An 18,739-nucleotide genomic window follows, 5' to 3' on the forward strand; every position below is an offset into this window, starting at 1 on the left:
CGTACCTCCGCTCCGGCTGATGGAAGTCAGCCGCGCTCCCGCAAGTACTCGGCCAGGATCGGGCCGATCACCGCGAGGGCCTCTGGCCCGGTCAGGTGGTTGTGTTCGTGGCCCGTCTGGTGGTCGACGATCGCGCCGCTGACGTAGGGCCGCCAGGTGTCCGCGTTCGGCGAGTAGCCGGGCCTGCGGCTGGTGCTGCTGAAGAAGAGCAGATCACCGTCGAACACGCCGGGCCGGTATTCGGCCGCCTGCCGGACCAACTGCTGGTAGTCGAGGTAGAGGCGTTCCAAGGCCGCGGCGTCGAGCGCACCGAAGGCGCTACCGGCCATCGCGTCCAGGGCGCCGCCGCCTAGTGCGGCCAAGGCACCACCAGCCGACTCGCCCGAGGCACCACCAGCCGACTCGCCCGAGGCACCACCAGCCGACTCGCCCGAGGCACCACCGGCCGACTCGTCCGAGCCACCATCGACCACCGCGCCCGAGGGATCATCGGCAACGCCGCCCGAGGTACCACCGGCAACTTCGTCCAAGGCGCCATCAGCGGATTCGCCCAAAGCATCAACGGCAACCTCGCCCAACACGCGCCCGCCGCGCAGGAGTTCGGCGGCGCGCTCGGCCAGCGGCTGGTCGCCGGTGAGCAGGGCCGGGTCGATGCCGCCGAACTCGGCGAGCAGGATCTCCGGCGGCGGCATCTCCGTGGCGCTCTCGGGTTCGACGTCGGCGCGACCGTCGATGATGACGAGCGCCGATACCGTCGCCTCTCGGCGTTGGAGTTCCACGGCGACCGCGTGGGCCAGCGGTCCGCCCGCCGAATAGCCGAGCACCCGGTACGGACCGTCCGGCTGGGCGGCCTGCATCTCGTCGGCGTAGCGCGCCGCGCGTTCGGTCAGCGACATGTCCGGCTGCGCGGCGGCGACGCCCGGTGATTGCAGCCCGTACACCGGGTGGCCGGGATCCAGATGACGCACCAATCCCGCGTAGCCCCAGGCCAATCCGATCGCCGGATGCACGCAGAACAGCGCGGGCCCGCTGCCGGACGGACGCAACGGCAGCAGCGGTCGCAGCGCGGGATCGGTCCCGTCCGCCCTCGCCTCCGGCTGCGCCACGATGCGCTCGGCCAGCGCTCCCGGCGTGGGATCGCCGAACATCCACTGCACCGGGACGGCGTGGTCGAGTTGTTCGCGCAGTTCGTCGACCAGGCGGACCGCGACCATGGAGGTGCCGCCGAGTTCGAAGAAGTTGTCGTCCAACCCGACTCGTTCCGCGCCGAGCACCTTCTCGAAGGCGCTCACCACCACGTGCTCGGTCCGGGTGACCGGCGGACGGTAGGGCAAGTCGGTGCGCTGCTGGACCACGCTCGGCGGTGGGGCGTAGACGACCGTGCCGGGCGGCGCGGTGACATCGATGTCGCCGAGTACCAGCTCCGGGTTCGCGGTGACGGCGTCGAGCAACTCGACGTACCTTTCCGTGAGCGTTCGCGCGGTGGACGGTTCGAACAGGTCGAGGGCGAAAGTGAGGCTGCCGTCGATGCCAGCGGGCGCTCCCTCTCCGTCGAACTGCTCGTCGAGCATCCACTCCAGATCGAATTTCGCTCCGACCGCGGGCATCTCGATCGCGCGGACACCGAGTTCGGGCACCCCGCCTGGATTGAACTCGAAGTTCTGGAAGGTCAGCAGCACCTGGAACAGCGGATGGTGGGACGTGGAGCGAGCGGGCGCGACCACCTCGACCAACCGCTCGAACGGCAGATCGGCATTGCCGAACGCGTCCAGATCACCGTCTTTGGTTGCGGCCAGCAGCTTTTCGAAGGTGTCCTCGGAACGCACCCTGCTGCGCAACACCAGGGTGTTGACGAACATGCCGACCAGCTCGTCGAGTTCGCCGTCACCGCGTCCGGCGACGACCGTGCCAATCGCGACATCCTGCTGCCTGGAGATGCGGCCGAGCAGCGCGGCGAGGGCCGCGTGCGCCACCATGAAGTTACTCACGCCGTGCCACCGTGCGATCTGCCGAATGCGTTGCTGCGTGGCGACATCGATGTGGAACTCGACCGATCCCGCGCGATGGGTGGACATGGTCGGCCGCGGATGGTCGCTCGGCAGCGACGTCACGGCGGGCAGTCCGTCCAGTGCGTCCCGCCAGTACTCCAGCTGCCGGTGCGCCAGACTGTCGGGATCGTCGTCGGCGCCGAGCAACTCGTGCTGCCACAGCGCGTAATCGGCGTATTGCAGTGGCAGCGGCTGCCATTGCGGGGCGGCACCGGCGCGGCGAGCCGAGTAGGCCACCAGCACGTCGCGGGCCAAGGGCGCCAGCGACGAACCGTCGGAGGCGATGTGGTGCATCACCACCACCATTACGGTGCGCCGCGGTTCGATCCGGAGCAGCTGCACGCGCAGCGAGAGCTCGGTGGTGAGATCGAAACCCTGCGCGCAGGCCATGGCGACCAAACGCGGAACGGATTCGGCATCGGCATCCGAGACGCGAACCGGCACAAAGGCTTCCGCCACACCACGCACGTCCTGGTACGGCTCGCCCTCGGCGTTCACCGGATATACGGTGCGCAGCGCCTCGTGGCGGGCGATGACGTCCATCAGTGCCGCCTGCACGACCGCGACATCCAGTTCGCCCCGCACCTCCAACGCGAGGGGCACGTTCTGCGCGGGCGAGGAAGGATCGTAGCGGTTGAGGAACCACATCCGCCGCTGCGCCGCCGAAAGCGGGACGTAGGTCGGCCGGTGGCGCGGTCCCGGACGCGGACCGGGCGGCGCCGCCGAGGTGCGCACCGCTTCGGCCAGTCGTTCGACGGTCGGGGCGTCGAACACCATACGCACCGGAACGCGACGGTCCAGTGCCGCACCGAGGCGGGCGGCGATGCGGGTCGCGATGAGCGAATTGCCGCCGAGCGCGAAGAAGTCGTCGTCGAGACCGACCCGCGGCACGCCGAGCAGCTCACCGAAGGTTTCGGCGACGATGCGCTCGGCGGGCGTCGTCGGCTCGCGGAAGCGGCCCGCACGGATATCGGGAGCCGGAAGTGCCCGCCGATCGAGCTTGCCGTTCGCGGTGCGCGGCAGAGCGTCGAGCACGACAAGTGCCGACGGCACCATGTACGACGGAAGCTGCTGGGCGAGAGAGGCTTTCAGCGCGTCGAGGTCGATCGTCGCGACCTCGCGGGACGCGACGGCGTGGGTTTCCGCCGCGGGCGCCTCGGCCTCGTCTGCCGCCGCCTCGTGGGCACCCACTCCGTGCGGCACCACGTAGCCGACCAGCAGCTCGCCGACGGACGGATCGGTGTAGACCGTCACCGCCGCTTGGTGGACGGCGTGATCGCGCACCAGGGCCGACTCGATCTCGCCGAGTTCGATGCGCAGTCCGCGCAGTTTCACCTGGAGGTCACCGCGGCCGATGTAGCCCAGCGCGCCGTCGCGCCTGCGCACCAGATCGCCGGTGCGGTACATGCGTTCGCCGGGCGCGCCGTACGGATCGGCGACGAAGCGCGCGGCGGTCAGGGGCGATCGGCCGTGGTAGCCGCGCGCGAGGGCATGGCCGGACAGATACAGTTCGCCGACGACACCGTCCGGCACCGGGTGCAGCCGCTCGTCGAGCACGCGGACCGCGAGACCGGGGACCGGGCCGCCGATGGTGATCTCGTCACCGGGCCGCAGGGCATCACTGCCCGTCGCCCAGATCGTGCACTCGGTGGGACCGTAGTCGTTGAACTGCAAGCGATCCGGCGCCGCCCACTGTTCGACCAGGTCCGGCGGGCACGGCTCGCCGCCGGTGATGATGCCGCGCAGCGCGGGTTCCGGGCCGAGCACCGCGGCATCCACCGAGCCCAGCGCCGACGGCGAGAGCGCGATGTGCGAAACACGTTCGCGGGCGAGCAGTTCCCCGAGCTCCGGCCCGCCGAAAGCGGTGGGACCGGCGATCACCAGCGTCGCCCCCGCGCCGACGGCCATCAGCAGCTCCAGCACCGCGGCGTCGAAGCTCGGGGACGCGACCGCGAGCACACGCGAGTCCGCCGTGATGCGCATCCGATCGCGCTGGGCGACGGTGAGATTCGCCAGCCCCTCGTGTGTGACGACGACGCCCTTCGGTCGTCCGGTGGAACCCGAGGTGAAGATGACGTAGGCCGGATTCTCCCACCGCACCGGCGTCGTGCGTTCGGTGTCGTCGATCGGCACTCCGGTGGCCGAGTCGACCAGATCGGTGGTGGCCGGATCGTCCAGCGCGAGCCAGTGCACCGGCGACTCGCCGGAGTCCGCGCCGGGCAGCGACGGCGCGACGGCGCGGACCGTCACGCCGAGCCGCGCCCCGGAATCGTCCAGGATCTGCGTGATCCGCTCGGCCGGATAGGCCGGGTCGATCGGCACGAACGCGGCGCCGGTCTTGGCCACCGCCCACACCGCGAGCACCGCGGGCAGCGAGCGCCGGATGGCGATCGCGACCAGCTCTTCGGGGCCAGCGCCCGCGCTGATGAGCACCCGCGCCAACCGGTTGGCGTGCTCGTCGAGCTCGCGGTAGGTGAGCCGGGTGACGCCGTCGATCACCGCGACACCGTCCGGATTGTCCGCCACCGCCGCCGCGAGCAGCTTTGGCAACACGGCCGGTTCCGCCACCGGAGGCAGGGCCGGAACGACAAGGGCCGCAGCCTCTTCCGCGTCGAGCAGGTCGACATCGCCAACGGGCGCTTCCGGAGCCGTGGCGACCGCGCGCAACAACCGCAGCCAGCGGTCGGCGAACCGCTCGACGGTGTCGTGGTCGAACAGATCGGTGGCGTAGCCGAAGCGGATCGTCAGGCCCGACGTCTCGTCCGGCGCCACCGTGACGCTCAGGTCGAAACGCAGGCTCTGCTGTTCCAGCTCCACCGGCGCTACGTGCAGATGGGAGAGCGTGAGCTCGACCGGTGCGAGATTCTGGAACACCAACATGACCTGGACCAGCGGGTGCCGCGCCGCCGAGCGGGCCGGATCGAGCACGTCGACGAGGCTCTCGAACGGGATGTCGGCGTGCGCGAAGGCGTCCAGATCGGTGCGCCGCGTCTCGGCGAGCAGTTCGGCGAACGTGTCGGCCGAGTCGATCTCGGTGCGCAGCACGACGGTGTTGACGAACATGCCGACCACATCGTCCAGTTCGGCCGCGCCGCGACCCGCGACCGGCGTGCCGATCGCGATGTCCGATGTGCCGCTGAGCCTGGCGAACAGGGCCGCGAGCGCGGCGTGCAGCACCATGAACAGCGAACTGTGGTTGGTTCGGCCGAGTTCGTCCAGCGCGGTGGCCAATTCGGCGTCGACGGTGCGCAGCACGGTGCCCGCGCGCAGCGACGGAACGGCCGGACGAGGCCGGTCGGCGGGCAGCTCGAGCCGGTCCGGCAGGCCCTTCAGTGTGGTGGTCCAGTAGTCGAGCTGAGCGGCGAGCAGGGATTCCGGGTCGTCGGCCGAACCCAGCCGATCCCGTTGCCAGAGCGTGTAATCCGCGTACTGCACCGGCAATTCGGTCCAGCCCGGGATATCGCCGTTGGCACGCGCCGCGTAGGCCGCGAGCACGTCCCTCGCGAGCGGCCCCATGGAGAACCCGTCCGCGCTGATGTGGTGCACCACGACGACGAGGACGTGCTCGCCATCGGCGACGCGGAACAGGCGCAGCCGCAACGGCACCGCCGAGGCCACGTCGAAACCGGCTGTCACGCAATCCAGTACCGCAGCAGGCAGCGCGTCCCCCGCGATCTGGATCGGCTCCGGATCGAGTTCCACCGCGTCCGCCGGCAGCACGACCTGGTAGCCGACGCCGTCGCGCGCCGGGTACACGGTACGCAGCGCCTCGTGCCTGGCCAGCACATCGGAGAGCGCCGCACGCAGAGCGCTCACATCCAGGTCACCGCGCAGGCGGAGCACCGCGGGGATGTTGTACGCACCGGATTCCGGGTCGTATTGGTTGACGAACCACATCCGCTGCTGCGCGGGCGCGAGCGGAATGTGCTCGGGCCGCGCACCGGATCGCGGTCCGATGCTGGGCCGTGCCCCGGCGCCCGCCGCGGGCAACCGGGCGGCCAGCGCGCGCACCGTCGGCGCTTCGAACAACAACCGGACCGGCACCTCGATGTCGAGTGCGGCGCCGAGCCGGGCGGTCACCCTGGTCGCGGACAGCGAATCGCCGCCGAGGGCGAAGAAGTCGTCGTACGCGCCGATACCCGGCCGATCGAGCACCGCGCCGAAAACCTCGGCGACGACGCGCTCGACGCCGATCGGAGCCACGTATTCCACTGCGACGCATTCGGGTTCGGGCAAAGCGCGCACGTCGACCTTGCCGTTGCCGGTCACCGGCAGGACGTCGAGCACGGTCACCGCCGCGGGCACCAGGTGGCGGGGCAGGCGGCGCACCAAGTGGTCGCGCAGGCGCGCGCCGTCGAGTTCGGCGCCCGCCGTCGGAGCCACATAGGCCGCGAGCGCCAGGTCACCGGTGGGCCCGCGCCGCGGCACGGTGACCGCGAGTCCGACCCCCGGCACGTCGCGCAGCACCGCGTCGACCTCACCGGGTTCCACCCGGATGCCATGCAGCTTGACCTGGGAATCGTTGCGGCCCACGTATTCCAGGCCGCTGTGCGAGACGCGCCGCACCAGATCGCCGGTGCGATACATCCGGTCGCCGGGAGCGCCGAACGGGTCGGGCACGAACCGAGCGGCCGTCAGCCCCGCGCGGCCGTGGTAGCCGCGCGCCAGACCGGGGCCCATCAGGTACAGCTCACCGATCGTCCCGACCGGCGCGGGCCGCAACCAGCGGTCGAACACGACCAGACCGAATCCCGGCATGGGCGCGCCGAGCTCGGCGGCCTCGCCGGGGACCAGCGGCGCGCTGAAGGTCGCGGCGACGGTCGCCTCGGCCGGTCCGTAGGAGTTCATCATCGACCGACCCGCGCCGACCCGTGCGGTGAGCTCGGGCGGACAGACCTCGCCGCCGGTGACCACCGTGCGCACGCCGTTCCACGACGCGGCCGAGAGCGTGGCGAGCACGGCGGGCGGCGCGACGACGTGAGTCACCTCGTTCGCCACGATCACGGAGGTCAGCTCGTCGCCCGCGATCGCCGCCGCGGGCGCGGTGACCAGCGTGGCGCCGGTGTAGAAGGTGGACAGCCACACCAGCGTCGCGGCGTCGAAATTCGGGTTCATGCTGAGCAGGACACGATCGCCCGGCCTGGCCCGCATGCGCGCCGCGGCACCCACCGCGAGCCCGCCGAGTCCGGCGTGGGTCACCACGACGCCCTTGGGTGTCCCGGTGGATCCCGAGGTGTAGATCAGATAGGCGGGGTGTTCCACGCGCAGCGGGCGCAGCCGGTCGTCATCGGTGATCGCCGCGTCGGAATGGTCCAGCAGCTCGGCGCGCAGCACCGGGTCGTCGAGCAGCGACCAGGACACCGTGCCGGGCAGTCGATCTCGGTGTCGCGCGGTGGTGATACCGAGCGGCGCGGCGCTGTCGGCGGCGAGGGTCGCGAGGCGGTCCTCGGGATGGTCGATATCGACGGGGACGAACGCGGCGCCGGACTTCGCGATCGCCCACACCGCGACGAACCAGTCGACGGACCGCGGCAGCGCGAGCAGCACCCTGGTCTCCGGGCCAGCGCCGGACGCGATCAGTCTGCGGGCCAAGCGATTCGAGCGGGCATCGAGTTCCGTGTAGTCGACGGCGTGTGCGTCGTCCTCGACCGCGACCCGGCCCGGACGCACGCCGCAGCGCAGCAGATCGGGCAGCAGCCGCATCGGCTGCGGTCGGGAACGCAGCACGTCGGCGCGCTCCACGCCGCACACACCGGCGGCTCTCCCCGCCGGGTCGGCGGCCATGCGGTCGAGCATCCGCACCAGGCGGTCGCCGATCGCGTGTGCCTCGTCGGCGTCGAAGAATCCGGTGGCGCAGCTGAGGATCAGCCGCAGCGTGTCGCGTGCGTGCGCGGCAAGCGACAGCGGGTAGTGGGTGCCGTCGCGGCCGCGGAAATCCCGCACCCGGAGCGCCGCGTGCTCGGCTGCGTTGCGCAGGGCCGCCGCGTCCACCGGATAGGACTCGTAGACGATGGCGGTGTCGAAGAGCACGCCGAGCCCGGTGGCGGACTGGATCTCGGTGAGTCCCGCGGTGTGGTGGTCGAGCAGAGTGCCCTGCTCGCGCTGGATCCGGCGCAACAGGTCACCGACCGGCTCGGCGGGATCGAGCGTGACGCGCACCGGGAGGGTGTTGACCAGCATGCCGACGATGCGTTCCGCGCCGGGCAGGTCGGCAGGTCGGCCGGAAACCGTCGCGCCGAAGACGATATCGGTCTCGCCGGTCAGCTCGGCGAGCAGCATGCCCCAAGCGCACTGCACCACCGTGTTGAGGGTGACGCCTTGGTCGGCCGCCATGCTGTGCAGGGCGAGGGCGGTCTCGGGTGTGAGCGGCAGGTCGAGATCCAGTTTCCCGGCACCGGTTCGCTGCGGGGTGCGGCCCGCGGTGACCAGCGTGGGGCCGGGCAGTCCGGAGAGCGCGTCCGTCCACGCCGCCGTCGCCGCGGCGCGGTCCCGGCGGGTCAGCCATTCCAGGTAGTCGCGGTACGAGACCGGCTGCGGGAAAGCCGTTCCGTCCCCACCGCTTTGGTAGCGCGCGAGCAGTTCGGCGAGCAGCAGCGGCATGGACCAGCCGTCGAGCACAAGGTGGTGGTTGGTGACGAGCAGCCGGATGTCGTCCTCGCTGCACCGCACGCAGACGAACCTGACCAGCGGCGGGTGCGCGGGGTCGAACGGCGCCGCCAGCTCGCGGGCCGCGAACGCGTCGAAGTCGTCCGCGTCGACATCCACTGTGCGCCAGGGGACGTCGACGTCGGCGAGCAGGATCTGCACCGGCTCGTCGGTGCCCGCCACGAACGCGGTGCGCAGCGCCTCGTGTTCGCGCACGGTCGCGGTGGCGGCGGCCGCCAGCCGCTCGATGTCCACCGCTCCGTCGAATTCGAACACCGCCTGCACCGAGTACTCGTCGGTGCGGCCCGCGGCCAGTTGCGCGTGGAAGAGCAGACCATGCTGGAGCGGGGCCAGTGGCCACACGTCCGTCATGGCGGGATACCTGGTGGCCCAGGCGTCCAGCTGTCGCTGACCGACCGAGACCAGGGGCAGATCGGAGGGCGTCAGTTTGCCCGCGTCGGGCTCGGCCAGTCGTCGGGCCAGTTCCTCCAGTGCGGAAATCCACTTCCCGGCAAGGGCTTCCATTTCCGCGCCGTCGACGACCTTCGAGGCGTACCGCCACACCGCGTGCAGCACCGAACCTTCCGGGCGTTCGACGACCACCGCGTCGACAGCGAGGACCGCCGAGGCAGGCAGCTCGGCGCCACCGCCCAGGCTCGCCGCGAGCGAGACCGGCAACCACGGCACCGCAGCCTCCGACGCGTCGGTGTCGCCCTCGGTCACCTGGCCGAGGTAGTTGAATCCGAGCTGCGGGTCCGGCGCGGCGCCGAGGACGGCGGCGGTCTCCGGGTTCGAATGCCGCAGCAGGCCGAAGCCGATGCCGCCGTGCGGGACGGCGCGCAGCTGTTCCTTGACGGTGACGAGCGCGTCCAGCGGACCGGCGTCGCCAATCGTCAACCGGACGGGGAACTGGCTGGTGAACCAGCCGACTGTGCGGGAGAGATCGGCGCCGGGTACGGCGGCCTCCTCGCGGCCGTGCCGCTCCAGCATGACCAGCGCGGGGCCGGGTTCGGCACGGTGTTCCGCGAGCGCCGAGGCCAGCGCGGTCAGCAGCGCCTCCTCCATACCGCAGCGGTAGGTCGCGGGCAGCCGGTCGAGCAGCGTCGCGGTGGTCGCCGCGGGCAGGCTCAGTTCGAGGCGCTCGATGGTGTCGCCGGTGTCCATTGCCGGATCGAGCGCGCGGCGGCCGAGCGGCGGATCGGGGGTGGCGAGCACGGCGGCCCAGTGGTCGGCCTCGGCGGTCCACGGCTCGGTCGTCGCCGCCTCGGTGAGGGCGTGCGCCCACGTACGCATGGAGGTGCCGACGGATGGCAATTCGGGCGTCTCGTCGGCGTGCGCCTGCGCCCAGGCGGAGATCAGATCGGCGATCAGAATGCGCCAGGACACCGCGTCGACGGCCAGATGGTGGATGACGAGGACGAGCCTGCCCGCCGCCTCCGCACCGGCGTCCAGCCAGGTCGCCGCGACCATGATCCCGGCCTCCGGCGCGAGTCGCGCGGTGGCCGCCGCGACGACGGATTCGGTGTCGATGCCCTCGATTTCGGGCACCCGCACGCGCTCGAGCAGCGTCTCGGCCGCGAGCGTCCGCGGCGCCGCGACCTCCAAGCCGCCGCGAACCACCCTGGCGCGCAACATGTCGTGCCGGTCCAGCACCGCGCCGAGGGTGCGCACCAGTTCGGACTCGCTCAGACCTGCGGGCAGGGCGAGCACCATGGACTGGCTGAACCGCTGCCATCCCCGCTGCTCGAGCAGCCAGTCCACGATCGGCGTCCGTGGCAGGAAACCCACGCCGCCGCCGGGCAATTCGGCGAGCGACTGCCGCTCGCCGGGCGCGGTGACCACCGCCGCCAGGGCCGCGGGCGTCGGGTGCTCGAACACGTCGCGCGCCGAGAACACCAGATCGGCCGCCCGGCCGCGGGCGACCAGTTGGATGGAGAGGATCGAGTCGCCGCCGAGCGCGAAGAACGACACGTCCGCGCCGATCGACGGCACGCCGAGCACTTCGGCGAACAACTGGCACAGGACGCCCTCGACCTCCGACGCGGCAGCCCGCGACGCCTCGTAGGCCATCGGCTCCGGCAGCGCGCGCCGGTCGACCTTGCCGTTGCCGGTGATCGGCAGCGCGTCCAGCACGGTGATGGCGCCGGGCACCATGTGGCCGGGCAACCGGCGCATGCAGAATTCGCGCAGGCTCGGCACGTCCAGTTCGACGGACCGCGAATCGTGATGCACCGGAACCACATAGGACGCGAGCATGGCGCGTCCGGACGCACCGGTGCGAACGACCGTGACGGAGATCTCCACCTCCGGGTGCGAATGGAGCACCGCGTCGACCTCGCCGGGTTCCACTCGCATGCCGCGCAACTTCACCTGGAAATCGCTGCGCCCCAGGTACTCCAGCACGACACCGTCGGCCGCGGCCGTTTCACCGGACGGTTCGACCGAACGCCAGTAGACCAAGTCACCGGTGCGATACATCCGGCTGCCCGCCGGTCCGAACGGGTCGGCGACCAGACGTTCGGCCGTCAGACCGGGGCGTCCCGCGTAACCGCGGGCCACTCCGGACCCGGCGATGTAGAGCTCGCCAGGTGTGCCGATCGGCACCGGCGCCAGCCGCCGATCGAGGACCAGCAGTCGCGCACCCGGCACCGGCCGGCCGATGCCGGAGGGGCGCTCGAGGTCCATGGCATCGGTGAAGGTGGCCGCGACGGTGGTCTCGGACGGGCCGTAGGAGTTCACCAGCCTGCGGCCGGAACCGAAGCGTGCCACCACTTCCGGCGGGCAGATCTCCCCACCGGTGGACAGCGCACGCACGCCGTTCAGGGCGTCGTCCGGCAGTGTGGTGAGCACGGCGGGCGTGGAGCAGAGGTGGGTGATCCCGGATTCCGCGATCGCGGAGGTGATCTCGGCGCCCGCCATGGCTTCACCCCGGCCGATCACCAGCGTCGCGCCGCTACCGAACGCGACCAGCAGTTCCAGCAGGGACGCGTCGAAACTCGGGTTCAGGCACTGCAGCACGCGCGAACCCACCTCGGGCCGATAGGCTTCGCGCACAGCGGCGGCCAGCCCCGCGATCCCGGAGTGCGAGACGACCACGCCCTTCGGCACGCCGGTCGACCCGGAGGTGAAGACGACGTAGGCGGCGTGCTCGAGGCGCAGCTCGCCCCGCGAGTCGCCTTCCGTCGAATCGCTCTCCACCGCAGTGGCTTCCGCCGCGTGGCCGTGGAGCGCGTCGAGAATCGCCGTGTCCGTGTCGATCTCGATCCACCGGACCGTATCGGGCAACCGCGAAGCTTGCTCGCGGGTGGTGATACCCAGTCGCGCACCGCATTCCGTCGCCATCGTGGCGACCCGCTCGGCGGGGTTACCGATACCGAGCGGCACGTAGGCCGCGCCGGAACGCACCACGCCCCAGAACGCGAGCACCGACTCCATCGAGCGCGGCAGTGCGACGAGCACCGACTCGTCCGGCCCCGCGCCGAGCCGAGTCAGTCGCCGGGCCACTACGCCTGCGGCGCTGTCGAGTTCGCCGTAGGTCACGGTGCGGTCGCCGTCCACCACGGCGACGGCATCCTCGCCCGCCGCGCGCAGTCCCTCGTCGAGCACATCCGGCAGCAGTCCGGGGACGGGTGGCGTCGGACCGTGCATTCCTTCGCGCAGGACCACCTCGTCGTCGAGGAAGTACTCGACCTCGCGGACCGGGGTGTCGGGGTCGGCGTCCAGCAGCGCCTCGAACAGCTTCAGGAACCGCAGGTGGTGACGGGCCAGGGAATCTTCGTCGTAGAGATCGGGATTGGCGGTGAAGTCGAGGTAGATCGGCGCCCGCGCGCCGTGTTGGTAGATGTTGACGAACAGGTCCTCGATCGGGCCCGACGTGATCACGTGCAGATCGGTCTCGATGCCCGTGAAGTGGATCTCGGCGGGGAACAGCATGATGTTGACCACCGGGCCGACGATCCCGCGACCGCCCGCGACCGCCGCGTCGCCGTCCGCGCCCCGCCGGATCTCTTCGTGTCGAAACCGTTGGTGCCGTAGCGCACCGGAGACCTCGATCCGGATCGCGTCCACGATCTCGGCCATGGTGCTGCGCTCACCCACCGTGACGCGCAGCGGAACGATATTGGCCAGCATGCCGCCGGAGCGACGCAACATCGCGGTGGTGCGTCCGGAGACCGGCAGGCTCAGCACCACATCGTGCGCACCGGTGGACTGCGCGTAGAAGACCGCGAGCGCCGCCATCGCGATACCGGGCGTGCCGACGCCGTAGCGCGACGCGGCGGCGTCGAGCCGTGCCTTCGTCTCGTCGGAGAGCCGCTGCCGGTGCTGACGTCCGAGCGCGTGCGCGGGCGCGGCGCCCGGCACCAGACTGCACCGTTCGGGCATGTCCGCCATGCGCTGCGACCAGTACTGCGCATCGGCGGTGAATCGGCTCGACTGCCGGTAGCGCACCTCGTCGTCGTAGATCTCGCGCAGCCCGGACGCCTTGCACGCGGGCGGCTCCTCGCCCGCCAGCGCGGCGTTGTACAGCTCGGCGACGCGGTACAGCCCCGTCGCGGACGCGAAACCGTCCACCACGATGTGGTGTGCCCGCGAATACCACAGCACTCGATCGGGGGCGACCCGGATCAGCACCGATATCCCGGGCCGCTCGTCGATCAGGTCCACCGGGGCGGTCACGTCCGCCCGCATCCAGCGCATGGCTTCGGCGTCCGGGTCGGCGGCGTCGCTGAGGTCCAGGTAGCTCAGGTTCGTGTGCAGGCTCGGATCGACGACCTGATACGGCTGCCCATCGCGCACCCCGAACCGCAGCAGCGCGGTCTCGTACTCGTAGGCGACCTGATGCGAGACCTCGATCAGCGTGTCGATGTCCAGCGGCCCGCGCATCTCGATGTACTGCGCTTCGTTGAGCGGCACCGAAGGATCCAGCTGCTGTGCGTACCACATGCCGAGTTGCGCGGGCGAAAGCGGGAAACCATCGTTCTCGCTCACGTCGATGCCCCGCGCGGCCGAAAGTCCGTGCGTCATAGTCGATCCCCTTGATTCGAGTCAGCCGGCTCTACGCGTCGTCGCGGAAATCGGCATGGCGTTCTTTCTGGTCGACGACGCCCGGTCCGTCTCCGGCTCCGGTTGGAGCTCGTAGGCGGGCACGTCGGTATCGGAGCTCGCGGTCAACCGGCTGACCATCACCTGCCGCACGTGTGCGGGCAGCGTGGGCGCGAACTTCTTGACATAGGCGGCCATCCACTCGGGCCGCCCGAGCAGGAACGGGAAGTCGGTGGTCATCATGCTGCGCACGACGAGCATCGGGATCGGCGAATCGAGCGGGTGGTAGTCCTTGTTCCACAACCCCGGCTCCTTGCATCCGGGATAGAACTGCCCGAGCATGAAGCCGCGCTCGACGAATCTCGACTTGAGCTCGTCGTGCAAGTCGTCGATCAGCGAGAAGTCCCGCAGGTCCGGCATCGCGGTGACGAGGGCGCGCAGCACCGCGCCGCTGCCCTCCGCCGGCCCCAGCCGCCCGAACAGCTCGAGCGCGTCCTCGATGACCAGTCGTACGTACGCCGGCCACGGACGGACGCCGGGCACCCGGCCGACCCACATCAGCTCGCGGCGCAGCGACGGCCGGATGTACGGGCAGACCGGCCCGTCACGACCGAGTTCCGGCACGTGGCCGGTCAAATAGTCCTCGGCCCAGGTCCGCACGGAGTCGACGGTGGACTTCGTGTGCGGACACGAAACATCTGAGTCGGACAAGGGGAACCAATTCATCCCCGACTGTTGTCCGATGACGATCTCGACCATCACTCACCTCGCGACGTAACGAGGTCGAGCGCGGTCTCGCGAACCTCCCGGACAGGCGCGTAGCCGATCACCCGCGTTTCTTGGGAAGTGATTGTTCAGAATATGTGCGCTATGACGAAACACGCGTCAGCTCCTGCCGAAGTAACCACGAAGCGCCTGTTCAGGCGCCTCCTATCAGCGAGGATCGACGTCAGCCTCCAAAAGCCCCGACCGGCTTCCGAAATATCCAGCTACCAATGGTTATGGGCCGGCAGGTCTCGAAACGAGCTACTTCGCGGACACGATGGAGCAACCGGTCGGTCGCGAACGAATATCGGCGAACGATGGGTGACACAAAAAAGGGAACGGCCGGGTAACAACCCGGCCGTTCCCTGATACGCAGGTGCGGGCGTCAGCCGCGCAGCAACGCCCTGGACATCACCACACGCTGGATCTGGTTGGTGCCCTCGTAGATCTGGGTGATCTTGGCGTCACGCATCATCCGCTCGACCGGGAAGTCGGTGGTGTAGCCGGCGCCACCGAAGAGCTGGACGGCGTTGGTGGTGACCTCCATGGCCACGTCCGAGGCGAAGCACTTGGCGGCGGCGGAGATGAAGCCGAGGTTCTTCTCACCGCGCTCGGCGCGGGCGGCCGAGGTGTAGACCATGAGGCGGGCGGCCTCGATCTTCATCGCCATGTCGGCCAGCATGAACTGGGTGTTCTGGAAGTCGGCGATGGCGGTGCCGAACTGCTTGCGGTCCTTGGTGTAGGCGATCGCCGCGTCCAGCGCGCCCTGGGCCAGGCCGACGGCCTGCGCGCCGATGGTCGGGCGGGTGTGGTCGAGGGTCTGCAGCGCGGTCTTGAAACCGGTGCCGGGCGCGCCGATGATGCGGTCGCCGGGGACGCGGCAGTTCTCGAAGTACAGCTCGGCGGTGGGCGAGCCCTTGATGCCGAGCTTGTGCTCGAGCGGGCCGACGACGAAGCCCTCGTCGTCCTTGTGCACCATGAACGCGGAGATGCCGTTGGCGCCCTTGTCGGCGTCGGTCACGGCCATCACGGTGTACCAGGAGGACTTGCCACCGTTGGTGATCCAACACTTGGAGCCGTTGATGATCCAGTCGTCGCCGTCCTGCTTGGCGCGGGTGCGCATGGAGGCGGCGTCGGAGCCCGCCTCGCGCTCGGACAGCGCGTAGGAGGCCATCTCGCCGTTGACGATGTCGGCGAGCACCTTCTGCTTCAGCTCCTCGGAGCCGTTCAGGATCAGGCCCATGGTGCCGAGCTTGTTGACCGCGGGGATGAGCGAGGAGGAGCCACAGACGCGGGCGACCTCTTCGATCACGATGCAGGTGGCGACCGAGTCGGCGCCCTGGCCGCCGTAGGCCTCGGGCACGTGCACGGCGTTGAAGCCGGCGGCGTTCAGCGCGGTGAGCGCCTCCTCGGGGAAGCGGGAGTTACCGTCGACGTCCTTGGCGTACGGCGCGATTTCCTTCTCCGCCAGACCGCGGATGGCCGCCCGCAGTTCGTCGTGGAAGTCCTCGAGCTTGAACAGGTCGAAATCGGGGTTTCCCGCCATGGGACACGCTCCTGGGTGGTGGGCTCGAGCCGCGTCGGCGGCCGGCGTTCATCTCGGCACTCAGTGCCACTTCATGCGCCAGTATACGCACAGAATTCCGCGCCAAGTGGGGCGATCTTCTGGCACTGAGTGTCAACGCACCGGTAGGTGGTTCAGGTCACAGACTACCGAGCTTGCGGGTCAGCAGATCGGCGACCTGGCGCGATGGCATGTCCCTCGGGAACACCGCGACCACCATCTCCGCCGCGTCGTGGGCGCGGCCGCGACCGCGCGGAATGGCCGCCAGTTCGACCCGCAGATCCGCGGCGCCCGCGTCCGACTCGCCGCGCACCATCCGGCGCAGCAGATAGTTGTGCGTCGCGGTGACCGCCGCGGTGAACTGCACCCTGGCCAGATCGGGGGCGTCGGGCAGGCGCTCGCGCAGATAGTCGGTGAACAGGCGCTCGTAACGGAACACGGTGACGATCTCGCGCTCGCGCAGCGCGGGCACCCTGCGCACCACCCGGTAGCGCCGCGCGGCGATCTCCCGCCACTGCGTGAACCGCTCGAAGACCTGCACGACAGCCGCGCACACGGCGTCCCACGGATCCTCGTCCTGCGCGTTCGCCAGATAGGCCGCCGCCTGCGCCAGCTGCGACTCGTGATCGGCGAAGATCACGTCCTCTTTCGACCGGAACTGCCGGAAGAACGTCCGCCGGGAAATCCCCGCCGCCTCCGCGATCTCGTCGACCGTCGTCGCCTCGTACCCCTTGTCCGCGAACAACCGCAACGCCTGATCGACCACGGTCAACCGAAACCGCGCCGGATCCTCCCCGGCCCGCGCCCGCCCACTCTCCTCAGATGCCACGGCAGCCACCGTAGCGACCGAAGCTTGAACTGCCCCATGACCCCGCGAGGTTGTTTCGTTTGTTTCGCATGTTTCGTAGAGCTTGGTCGAATCCGTGACAGCCCTGCGGTCCGGACGCCGCTGTTGAGCGACGCCCGGACGGGCGGCACGTCAGCCGAGGAGTTTGGTGCGGAGGGCTTCGTCCTTTTCGAGGACGAGTTTTTCCAGGTCGGCCTGGAATTGGGTCATGCGGGTGCGCAGGGCCGGGTCGGCGGCGGCGAGGATGCGGACCGCGAGCAGGCCCGCGTTGCGTGCGCCGCCGATGGAGACGGTGGCGACCGGGACGCCCGCGGGCATCTGCACGATCGAGAGCAGCGAGTCCATGCCGTCGAGGTACTTCAGCGGGACCGGCACCCCGATCACCGGAAGCGGAGTCGCGGAGGCGACCATGCCGGGCAGGTGCGCCGCGCCGCCCGCGCCCGCGATGATCACCTGGACGCCGCGATCGGCCGCCTCGCGCGCGTAGTCGAGCATGCGCTGCGGCGTGCGGTGCGCGGAGACCACGCCCACCTCGAACGGCACGCCGAACTCGGCGAGCGCCTCGGCGGCCGCCTCCATGGTCGGCCAATCGGAGTCGCTGCCCATGATCAGGCCAACTCGAGGATTACTCATGGGGATCCCATCCGTCGGTCCACACCGCGTGCGACATCCAGTGCGCCGCCCGCTCTGCCTTCTCGCGCACCTCGGCCACGTCGTCACCGAGGATGTTGATGTGCCCGATCTTGCGATCGGGGCGTTCGCCCTTGCCGTACAGGTGCACCTTCGCATCGGGCATCCTGGCGAACAGATGGTGCAGCCGCTCGTCCATCGACATCTCGGGCGCCTGCTCGGCGCCGAGGATGTTGGCCATCACGGTGACCGGAGCCAGCGGGCTGGTGTCGCCGAGCGGGTAGTCCAGCACGGCGCGCAGGTGCTGCTCGAACTGCCCGGTGCGCGCACCGTCCATGCCCCAGTGGCCGGAGTTGTGCGGGCGCATCGCCAGCTCGTTCACCAGCAGCGCGCCGTCGTGGGTCTCGAAGAGCTCGACGGCCATCGCGCCGACCACGCCGAGTTCGGCGGCCAGGTTCAGCGCCAGGGTCTCGGCCTCGGCGGCCTGCTCATCGGCGAGGTCCGGCGCGGGCGCGATCACCACCGCGCACTGCCCCTTGCGCTGCACGGTCTCCACCACCGGCCAGGTCGCGGCCTGCCCGAACGGCGAACGGGCCACCATCGCCGAGAGCTCGCGCTTCAGATCGACCTTCGCCTCGGCGAGCAGCCGCACGCCGTGCGCGAGCTGGTCGGTGACGATCCGCTCGGCCTCGGCGGCGTCGGCGGGCATCCACACACCGCGGCCGTCGTAACCGCCGCGCACTGCCTTGAGCACGAACGGCCAGCCGTGCTCGTCGCCGAAGCGCACCGCGTCGGCGGGCGCGGCGACCGGGGTGAACGCGGGCACCGGGACACCGAGCTCGGCGAGCTTGGTGCGCATGGCCAGCTTGTCCTGGGCGTAGATCAGGGCCTGCGGCGGCGGCGCCACGTTGACGCCCTCGGCGACCAGCGCCTCGAGGTGCTCGGTCGGCACGTGCTCGTGGTCGAAGGTCAGCGCGTGCGATCCGACGGCGGCCTTGCGCAACGCGGCGAGATCGGTGTGGCTGCCGAGCACCACCTCGGGACTGACCTGCGCGGCCGGGTCTTCCGGGTTCTCGGCGAGCACCCGGAGCCGCTGGCCGAGCGCTATCGCGGCCTGATGGGTCATTCGCGCGAGTTGACCGCCACCGATCATGGTGACGGTGGGCATCGCGGCTTGATCGAACGAACGGGTACTCA

At 70.3% G+C, this 18,739-nt stretch carries 6 protein-coding genes; all 6 read right to left on the reverse strand.

Annotated elements, in window-relative coordinates:
* Nucleotides 1-26: 26 nt before the first annotated feature.
* The 6 genes from ABZV58_RS10680 to ABZV58_RS10705 all read right to left on the reverse strand — a co-directional run bounded on the left by ABZV58_RS10680 (nt 27) and on the right by ABZV58_RS10705 (nt 18,710).
* On the reverse strand, nt 27-13,718 hold the full coding sequence (locus ABZV58_RS10680; RefSeq protein WP_354999939.1) for an amino acid adenylation domain-containing protein: 13,692 nt from the start codon (nt 13,716-13,718) through the stop codon (nt 27-29).
* 21 nt (nt 13,719-13,739) lie between these two features.
* The gene (locus ABZV58_RS10685) at nt 13,740-14,396 is read right to left on the reverse strand and encodes a DUF6875 domain-containing protein (RefSeq protein WP_354999940.1); all 657 of its coding nucleotides are present in this window, start codon (nt 14,394-14,396) and stop codon (nt 13,740-13,742) included.
* 490 nt (nt 14,397-14,886) lie between these two features.
* Nucleotides 14,887-16,047, reverse strand: coding sequence for an acyl-CoA dehydrogenase (locus tag ABZV58_RS10690; protein ID WP_067787697.1), 1,161 nt, complete (start codon nt 16,045-16,047; stop codon nt 14,887-14,889).
* 157 nt (nt 16,048-16,204) lie between these two features.
* Nucleotides 16,205-16,894: a TetR family transcriptional regulator gene (locus ABZV58_RS10695; protein WP_354999941.1), complete on the reverse strand. Its 690-nt coding sequence runs from the start codon at nt 16,892-16,894 to the stop codon at nt 16,205-16,207.
* A 150-nt stretch (nt 16,895-17,044) separates the two neighbouring features.
* Nucleotides 17,045-17,545, reverse strand: coding sequence for a 5-(carboxyamino)imidazole ribonucleotide mutase (purE, locus tag ABZV58_RS10700; RefSeq protein WP_141807175.1), 501 nt, complete (start codon nt 17,543-17,545; stop codon nt 17,045-17,047).
* Entirely contained in the window at nt 17,538-18,710 is a 1,173-nt protein-coding gene (locus ABZV58_RS10705; RefSeq protein ID WP_355000525.1) for a 5-(carboxyamino)imidazole ribonucleotide synthase, read from the reverse strand. Before ABZV58_RS10705 ends, purE begins: the two co-directional genes overlap by 8 nt.
* Nucleotides 18,711-18,739: the final 29 nt, after the last annotated feature.

Origin of the sequence: Nocardia sp. NPDC004654, assembly GCF_040609595.1 — a bacterium.
Lineage (GTDB): Bacteria > Actinomycetota > Actinomycetes > Mycobacteriales > Mycobacteriaceae > Nocardia.

Bases quoted from the DNA above. Each gene is read 5' to 3' on its own strand.
- ABZV58_RS10690 (WP_067787697.1), bottom strand. From the start codon at position 16,047: ATGGCGGGAAACCCCGATTTCGACCTGTTCAAGCTCGAGGACTTCCAC.
- ABZV58_RS10705 (WP_355000525.1), bottom strand. From the start codon at position 18,710: ATGCCCACCGTCACCATGATCGGTGGCGGTCAACTCGCGCGAATGACC.
- ABZV58_RS10680 (WP_354999939.1), bottom strand. From the start codon at position 13,718: ATGACGCACGGACTTTCGGCCGCGCGGGGCATCGACGTGAGCGAGAAC.
- purE (WP_141807175.1), bottom strand. From the start codon at position 17,545: ATGAGTAATCCTCGAGTTGGCCTGATCATGGGCAGCGACTCCGATTGG.